This window comes from Methanobrevibacter sp., assembly GCF_045116495.1.
Taxonomy (GTDB): Archaea; Methanobacteriota; Methanobacteria; order Methanobacteriales; family Methanobacteriaceae; genus Methanocatella.
In genome coordinates, this window is record NZ_JBGULU010000083.1 from 1 (window position 1) to 6,674 (window position 6,674).

Here is a 6,674-nt window from a genome sequence, read left to right on the forward strand (position 1 = left end):
AATAAAGGAGTACGAAGCAAAGTACAACTTTAATTATAATGAAAACGCACAGGATAAAGAGATAATAGATAAGCTATTGTCTGGTGACGTTGATATGGAATTAATGGAAAAACTGGCTGAGAGAAGAATTAAAATCGAAGCTAGTAATGATGGTTCAACACCTGGAGGAAGAAATCCATCCAACTCTGTTGATGATGGTGAGGTCGGCGAAACTGGCAGCACTGGAGATGAGGATGCTCCTTCCTTTACGACTCGTGAGGAATATAATAAAATCTTAAAGGATATGGGATTCAATAGAACCAGAATCTAGCTATGATGGTGTTTTTGCTTTTTCCACCGGAGCTAGTATTTCTTCATTGAATTGCTCGTTGTTTAGTTATGGAGAGTGTTTTGATGTGTTTCACTCTCCATTAAGTTCATATTTCACCTAGTGGGGCAAATCGTGCATTGAAACCCTTAATGCCTAATTAAGGGGGGACAAGCCCCCCTTTAATTACCCACGAATGCCAATGCCGAATTTACGTCATTTGCCATATTACCGACTCGGAATGGGGGACAAGCCCCCATTCCTCGGTGTCGACAAACTAATGTTTACAAAACTTAACCCCGGAACAGGGGCAAGCCCCTGTTCCTTAAATCTGACAAAGCTATTATTGTTAGGTCTATGGTATGGCCTTTCGCTTACGCTCAAGGCGTCCAGTCCTCGCTTACGCTCGGACGGAACATAATCGTTAATGTTGATTATAATAAATTAACTGTGTTCAGGTTCTAACATTCGGAACCGACCGGCGAGGGTCGGTTCCTCAAATTTTATCAAATTAAAATCTTCAAATCCATAAACTCGGAATAGGGGCAAGCCCCTATTCCTCGACTGTGACAAAGCTATTATTGCTAGGTGTATAGTATTGGCCTTTCGCTTACGCTCAAGGCATCCAGTCCGACCTAAAGGTCGGACTGCATATAAGGGTAATGCTGCTCACGAAAAACTCTTTTTTTATTCATTGATGACTTACGGAACCGGCCGGCGAGGGTCGGTTCCTCCCTTTAGTATTGCTCGCCAATTCTATTCACCCAGGCCTTCCCACACACGCCTCCGCTTACGCTCCGGCGTGGGGGTCGGCCTGGGCGAATTGGCTCGCTTATAACATGGGTATGGCAAGGTTGCTCTTGTCTACAAAACATTATTTTTAATTATCAAAAACAATATATCTCATAAAATTGAAAAATAGTATTAAATTGTGTTAATATCTAAGGGTGATGTAATGCCAAGTTACATAGATAAATATAATATTAAAAGGGAAGGATTGGATTTAGAAAAAGAAGATCCTGAAGAAGCCATCAAATTTTATAAAGACCTTTTAAACGATGAACTTTTCGTTAATGATTATTATCCTTATAGAAGATTAGTTCTAATGTATAAAAAGACTAAAAAATATAATAAAAAAGTTAATGTGATTAGATGTTTCTTTAAAAGCGGTATATATTGTAATAGGCATAATTATTTATGGTTTAGAAATAAACTAAGGAAATATTCTGAAAAGGGACTCATTACAAATGAAGAAATTGAAGAATTAACTGATTATTTTAAGAATCATGGTTGCAATAATAAAGATAAATCAAATATTCCTGTTCCTATTGCTGATAGAATTATTAAAAAGAGAGGAGAAATAATTATTGATTCTGAAGAAAGATATGATAGGAGACATAGGGCATATGAATTTGAGGAGGAAGGTAGGGAACTTAAACGGACAGGGAAGATTCATGAGTTTATAAAATTATACAACCATATGATAGATGATTTAGGTTTTAGAAGTTATAGTTATTTTCAAGCACTGTGTATTGCATATAGGCAAATTGGTGATTTAGATAATGAATTAAGAATTATTGATAAATATTTCAATGGTGAATCGACTAGGACAAAAATTAGTAATAATTGGTTTGAAAAACGAGAAAAAGAAGTTTTAAATTATTTAGGTGTTGAAACAGAAGATGAAATCACTGTTGATAAATTATTTAATGATGATAAATTTATAGAAGATATTAGTGAGAATGCAAAACTACATGATGAAATAAATATTTTAAAAAAACAAATTGTAGCTCTCGAAGAACGAATTACCAAACTTGAAAGAAAGAATTATAAACGGAAGAAGCATAATATTTCACCAAATAAAAATGAAATAGTTAAAGAACCTGAAGATGAGTTTATTAATCATATTGATGAGACAATATCTGAAACTTCTAATTATTACCATCCTCAAGATGTTAAAGTTAATACTAAGGGATATGATTATGAAATTCCAATTTCACTAGAATTGGAAGATGTTTTAAAGAATGAAACTGAATTATTTGAATATGACGAATCCTTGGATGAAGTGGAAAATATTTTACGAAAATATTCTTTGAAAAAAAGAGGGTTGAGTCTTCGTGGGGAGAAAGCAGTAAGCTATTTTAAAGATTTAACTAAAAATTCTTATTTTGAAAATGATTGGTATCCATATCGACAAATTACAATAAAATATAATCAAATGGGCGAATATGAGTCAAATTTAAACAATATAAAAGAAATGTTTCTTAGTGGAGTTTATTTAAATAATCATCAGTATATTTGGTTTACAAATAATCTAAGGAAGCTCAGTAGTCACATTCAACTGGATGAATCTGAAGTAAATGGGTGGATTGAGTACTATAATATGAATGGTGCTAAGAATAAGGATAAAATCCACAAACCTATTGTTAATGCAGATAGAATGACAACAAAAGGGCTTGTTTTGAAAATATTCACAGAGAAACATTTTGATGTTAAACAAACAAGATATGAACTACGTGAAACCTGTCGAATGTTAGAGTCAATAGGAAACTATCAAAGAGAATTTGATGTTATAAAAGAATATTACAACACCTATCCAGACTGCAGGATGAATAAACGTTGGTATAATGATAAATTAAATAAAATTAATGGTCAATTAAATAGTTCTTATACTATTGATGATTTAAAATCCTAATATGAAATCTCTAATGTTATTCTTCAAATATTTTTTCTAATTTTTCCCATACTTCTTTTTTATATTCTTCTGGTCCGCCCCAACTTGAATAATGTTTTATTTTATGTATTTCATATCCTTTTAAATTATTTTTTAAAATATTATGTGAATCATTGCCAATAGCTATTAATATTGGTTTTTCATCTGATAAAATACTAAGTTCATTTTTAAATATTTCAATATTTTCGTCCACTACTTTAGGATGTTTTCTTAGTTTAGACATGAACTTTTTAGAGCTAACTTCTTTAGATTCTTCACGATCTCCTTCAAATACTTTAATAATATCTGTAATATAACTTCCCCAAAATTCACTACCTGTTAAAGCATATCTTAATTTATAATCACGTTGATTTTCATAACTGCTATGAAAATTTTTCCAAGGTTCATCATCTTGATTTCCATGTGTGCTGGAACCATTTAATCCAACAAATACATATTTATCATTTAATTTATTACAGATATTCTTATCTTTAAAAATACTCATATCAGGAATATTAGATGAAACTCCAGTAGTAGGTTGCCCCCATATTGTCCAACTTGAAACATGACCATATTCTTCTTTTAATTTATTGTATCTTTTGATATCTATCATAAAAATCCCTACATATCTATTTTAGTTTATGGGAATTATTTAATAATAAATTTTTTATTTTATTATTATTTTTATTATATAATTTATATAAAAAGGATAATAAAATATTAATCATGACATTGCAGAAAAAATTACAGATAAATATTGTCATGAGTAACTACAACCAAAGAAGTGGTAGCTATTCATCCAGCTATGATTATATATTATTGGATTCTTTAGCAGATAGTTCTTACTCCAATTTATTCAGAAGCGATTTAAAAAATCTAAAGATTAAAACCACAAACAATACTGAATGTCGGGTATTATACATTCCATCTTATGGATCTCAACCTGCAGCCATTCTAGTCAGAATTCCTGTCAGTCAGATTTCACAAACCACAAAGCTGTTGTTGGATGTTCATGATACTTCAACCACCTTCAGCAGCAATTTAACAACTGGTAATGATGTGTTAATGTTTGATGCAAACAATGATACATACTCAAACTTTTTCATGAACTACTCAGGATTAAGCATCAACAATGACTCAACAGATGGCGGAAGATTTCTCAGAGCCAGATTTGTTCCAAGCCTTGATGGAAGCTCTCCAACATCATTATTTACTAATTTTGCCTCAGGAGGTAGTTTAAGTGATGGCCGTGTTACAGTGGCCAGATTCAAACGCATTGCAGGTAATGTTAGTGTTAATGATAATGCAACATATCATGGAACAACAACTGGTAGTGTCATGATGCAAACGGACTATACTCTCACAATATACCAGGAAGATATCAAATCAACTATCTTGAACTTGGGAGGCACTGATAAATCATATTGCATGTTCAACGGACAAGCGACATTAACATTAGCTAGTTCCTTTGATGCTTATGAATCTGGAAGTGACGATGAAGGAGATTATAAGAAATATCACATTCATGGCCGTATAGCAACAGGAACATCAAATACTGCAGATTATATTGAAGGATTCAATAGAAACAATCCAACTAAAATCTATGACAATAATTATGCGGAAGTGGAAATCTCTCCAGAATGGTATTTGACAACTGATTTTGAAGAGTACAATTATGTTGATCTAAAATGGCTATTGATATTTCCATCACCATTATTTGCCGTTAACGGCATTCCAGCAATAACAGTAACGGAAAGAACTAAAACTGGAATTCGTTTATATAAAGGAAGCCATGAATACACTAAGGCCTACAGAGGCTCAACGTTAATGTGGGATGCTGAAGATGAGGACATGGAAGATACTGGACTTCATATTCCAGATAAAATAATTAACAAGAATTGGGATTGGGTGTTTTAAAATGATAATAGATTATGATGTAAACTCAACAATTGGGCATGGACGTGGATATCCAACAGGATTGGAACATTCAGAAAAAATGGATGTAATAGCTTGTTTACTTGATGAAGGAGACAGAAGCTATGTTAATGAAGAGCATACTGCTTGGATTTGTTCCGACCAGTGTGCAGTTGGTGAAATGGTAACGTTAGATGAATCATCCACAATGGAGCATACAATTGTAAGAAAAGCTAAAGCAGGCGAACTCGCATTCGGATATCTATTAGGTAAAGTACAAGTCAAAACTTCAGGATTAACTTTAGTGGCAGTGGCCGTATTGGGCGATGTTTTCAGATTGAAACTCAAAAGACCTGCACCTGCAGATATATTGCCAAACACTAGAATCTACATTGACAGTGACGGTGAATGCAATCCGGTTCAAGGACATGATTTAAGATTACTTTCAATCGTTAATCTAACGGAAAATGAAGATACACAGTTCATTAGAGTCTACAGGCAAATGTCAGAAATCGAAATGTATCCTGAATCTCAGAACTGTATTGATCTTGGGGACTGCTCATTTGAACAGGATGAAATAACTCATGTCGTTAATATGATCATACCTTCAGAATCAAATATCATGGCTCAGGCCAATTATGTTAAAGATGCTGACGGCGTTACTTATTGTGAGCTTCCGGATGTAGCTATTGTCAATGATGTAAGGTTCGTTTGGGAAGATAACAAATTGTATATGGAATGGGATGGCTGTGATGATGGCAAAGATATATACATTATATAAAATAGATAATAAAATATATAATAAATTACATAATAAAATATATAATATTAAAGTGAGGTTATAACATGACAATAAGGAAACTGGTAGGAACTTTGGAAAATAAAGGCCCATACATTGACGCTTCAACAGGCCATTGGTTTTACTGGAATGGTACTAGATACGTCGATAGTGGTTATCCTTATGCTGTTAAACCAATAATATCATTTAAAATCGAAGATGGAATCTTATACTACTCAATAACTTGGGAGGCACAATGAAATACATAAAATACTTTGAAACGTTGGAAGAATACGAATCCTGGATAAACATAGAAGAAAACGCCGAAGAGGTTTACAGAACTGAAGAAAAGATTTGCGTTGATGGTGTAATCTTAAGCCATACATATAAAGATTATGAAGAGGAGGTAAACGAGAATGATTTATGAATTCTTAGAGAAAAACAGAAAGGACATTGACATATTGACTTCATTTCTGGTCACTGTCATTCCAATCGTCATGTTATATTCAGAAGCGTTAGGTATCAGCGAGAATACCATTCCTTACTGTATCCTTATGATAGTGTTAGGTGTAGCTAGTCATTATGCAAGTAGGATAAGAGGCGAAGGAGATGTTGAAGACGCAAAACAGAAAGCTAAAAGAGTTTTGGGTTATCCTGAAAAACAATAGGCTTCTTTGGAGGATATTGTTATCATGAACAAAATAAAAAAGAAGATATTTATTTGCAACTTTACCAAAACAATTTCCAGTGCTGTTTTAACGGCAGTGGCTGTCAACATTATCATGACTAATGCCACAAAGTATGCTTTAATCGAAGGACTATTGCCATTTGCATTAGCCATTGTTATTGTTGCACTAATTGACATTTATGAGTATAGATGTGAGCGTGAAGACCAGATTAATTTGAATGAACTTGAAGATAGAATCAAGAAATTGGAGGGCAATGATGAAAGGTAAAATTCT

General features: G+C 33.1%; 9 protein-coding genes. 8 read left to right on the forward strand and 1 reads right to left on the reverse strand.

What is annotated here, in order from left to right; translation table 11 throughout:
* A partial coding sequence (locus tag ACJMLH_RS04240) for a hypothetical protein (RefSeq protein WP_405275037.1) occupies positions 1 to 310 on the forward strand: 310 nt, incomplete at its 5' end.
* 952 nt (positions 311 to 1,262) lie between these two features.
* Positions 1,263 to 3,002 (forward strand): hypothetical protein, encoded by a 1,740-nt coding sequence (locus ACJMLH_RS04245; RefSeq protein ID WP_405275039.1) that lies wholly within the window; start codon positions 1,263 to 1,265, stop codon positions 3,000 to 3,002.
* Positions 3,003 to 3,018: 16 nt separating this feature from the next.
* On the opposite strand, the gene ACJMLH_RS04250 is transcribed toward ACJMLH_RS04245, so the two are convergent.
* Positions 3,019 to 3,633 (reverse strand): hypothetical protein, encoded by a 615-nt coding sequence (locus tag ACJMLH_RS04250; protein WP_405275041.1) that lies wholly within the window; start codon positions 3,631 to 3,633, stop codon positions 3,019 to 3,021.
* Between the two features lie 113 nt (positions 3,634 to 3,746).
* Between ACJMLH_RS04250 and ACJMLH_RS04255 the strand changes: the two genes are divergently transcribed.
* The 6 genes from ACJMLH_RS04255 (at position 3,747) to ACJMLH_RS04280 (ending at position 6,668) form a co-directional block, all read left to right on the forward strand.
* Positions 3,747 to 4,937, forward strand: coding sequence for a hypothetical protein (locus ACJMLH_RS04255; RefSeq protein ID WP_405275043.1), 1,191 nt, complete (start codon positions 3,747 to 3,749; stop codon positions 4,935 to 4,937).
* 1 nt (position 4,938) lies between these two features.
* The gene (locus ACJMLH_RS04260; protein ID WP_405275045.1) at positions 4,939 to 5,715 is read left to right on the forward strand and encodes a hypothetical protein; all 777 of its coding nucleotides are present in this window, start codon (positions 4,939 to 4,941) and stop codon (positions 5,713 to 5,715) included.
* Between the two features lie 65 nt (positions 5,716 to 5,780).
* Positions 5,781 to 5,972 carry a hypothetical protein gene (locus ACJMLH_RS04265; protein WP_067044172.1) on the forward strand — a complete coding sequence of 64 codons (192 nt, stop codon included), beginning with the start codon at positions 5,781 to 5,783 and terminating at the stop codon, positions 5,970 to 5,972.
* On the forward strand, positions 5,969 to 6,139 hold the full coding sequence (locus ACJMLH_RS04270) for a hypothetical protein (protein WP_156064653.1): 171 nt from the start codon (positions 5,969 to 5,971) through the stop codon (positions 6,137 to 6,139). Before ACJMLH_RS04265 ends, ACJMLH_RS04270 begins: the two co-directional genes overlap by 4 nt.
* Positions 6,129 to 6,380 (forward strand): hypothetical protein, encoded by a 252-nt coding sequence (locus tag ACJMLH_RS04275; RefSeq protein WP_295115473.1) that lies wholly within the window; start codon positions 6,129 to 6,131, stop codon positions 6,378 to 6,380. Before ACJMLH_RS04270 ends, ACJMLH_RS04275 begins: the two co-directional genes overlap by 11 nt.
* 24 nt (positions 6,381 to 6,404) lie before the next feature.
* Entirely contained in the window at positions 6,405 to 6,668 is a 264-nt protein-coding gene (locus ACJMLH_RS04280) for a hypothetical protein (protein WP_405275048.1), read from the forward strand.
* Positions 6,669 to 6,674: the final 6 nt, after the last annotated feature.

Bases quoted from the DNA above. Each gene is read 5' to 3' on its own strand.
- ACJMLH_RS04245 (WP_405275039.1), top strand. From the start codon at position 1,263: ATGCCAAGTTACATAGATAAATATAATATTAAAAGGGAAGGATTGGAT.
- ACJMLH_RS04250 (WP_405275041.1), bottom strand. From the start codon at position 3,633: ATGATAGATATCAAAAGATACAATAAATTAAAAGAAGAATATGGTCAT.
- ACJMLH_RS04255 (WP_405275043.1), top strand. From the start codon at position 3,747: ATGACATTGCAGAAAAAATTACAGATAAATATTGTCATGAGTAACTAC.
- ACJMLH_RS04260 (WP_405275045.1), top strand. From the start codon at position 4,939: ATGATAATAGATTATGATGTAAACTCAACAATTGGGCATGGACGTGGA.
- ACJMLH_RS04265 (WP_067044172.1), top strand. From the start codon at position 5,781: ATGACAATAAGGAAACTGGTAGGAACTTTGGAAAATAAAGGCCCATAC.
- ACJMLH_RS04270 (WP_156064653.1), top strand. From the start codon at position 5,969: ATGAAATACATAAAATACTTTGAAACGTTGGAAGAATACGAATCCTGG.
- ACJMLH_RS04275 (WP_295115473.1), top strand. From the start codon at position 6,129: ATGATTTATGAATTCTTAGAGAAAAACAGAAAGGACATTGACATATTG.
- ACJMLH_RS04280 (WP_405275048.1), top strand. From the start codon at position 6,405: ATGAACAAAATAAAAAAGAAGATATTTATTTGCAACTTTACCAAAACA.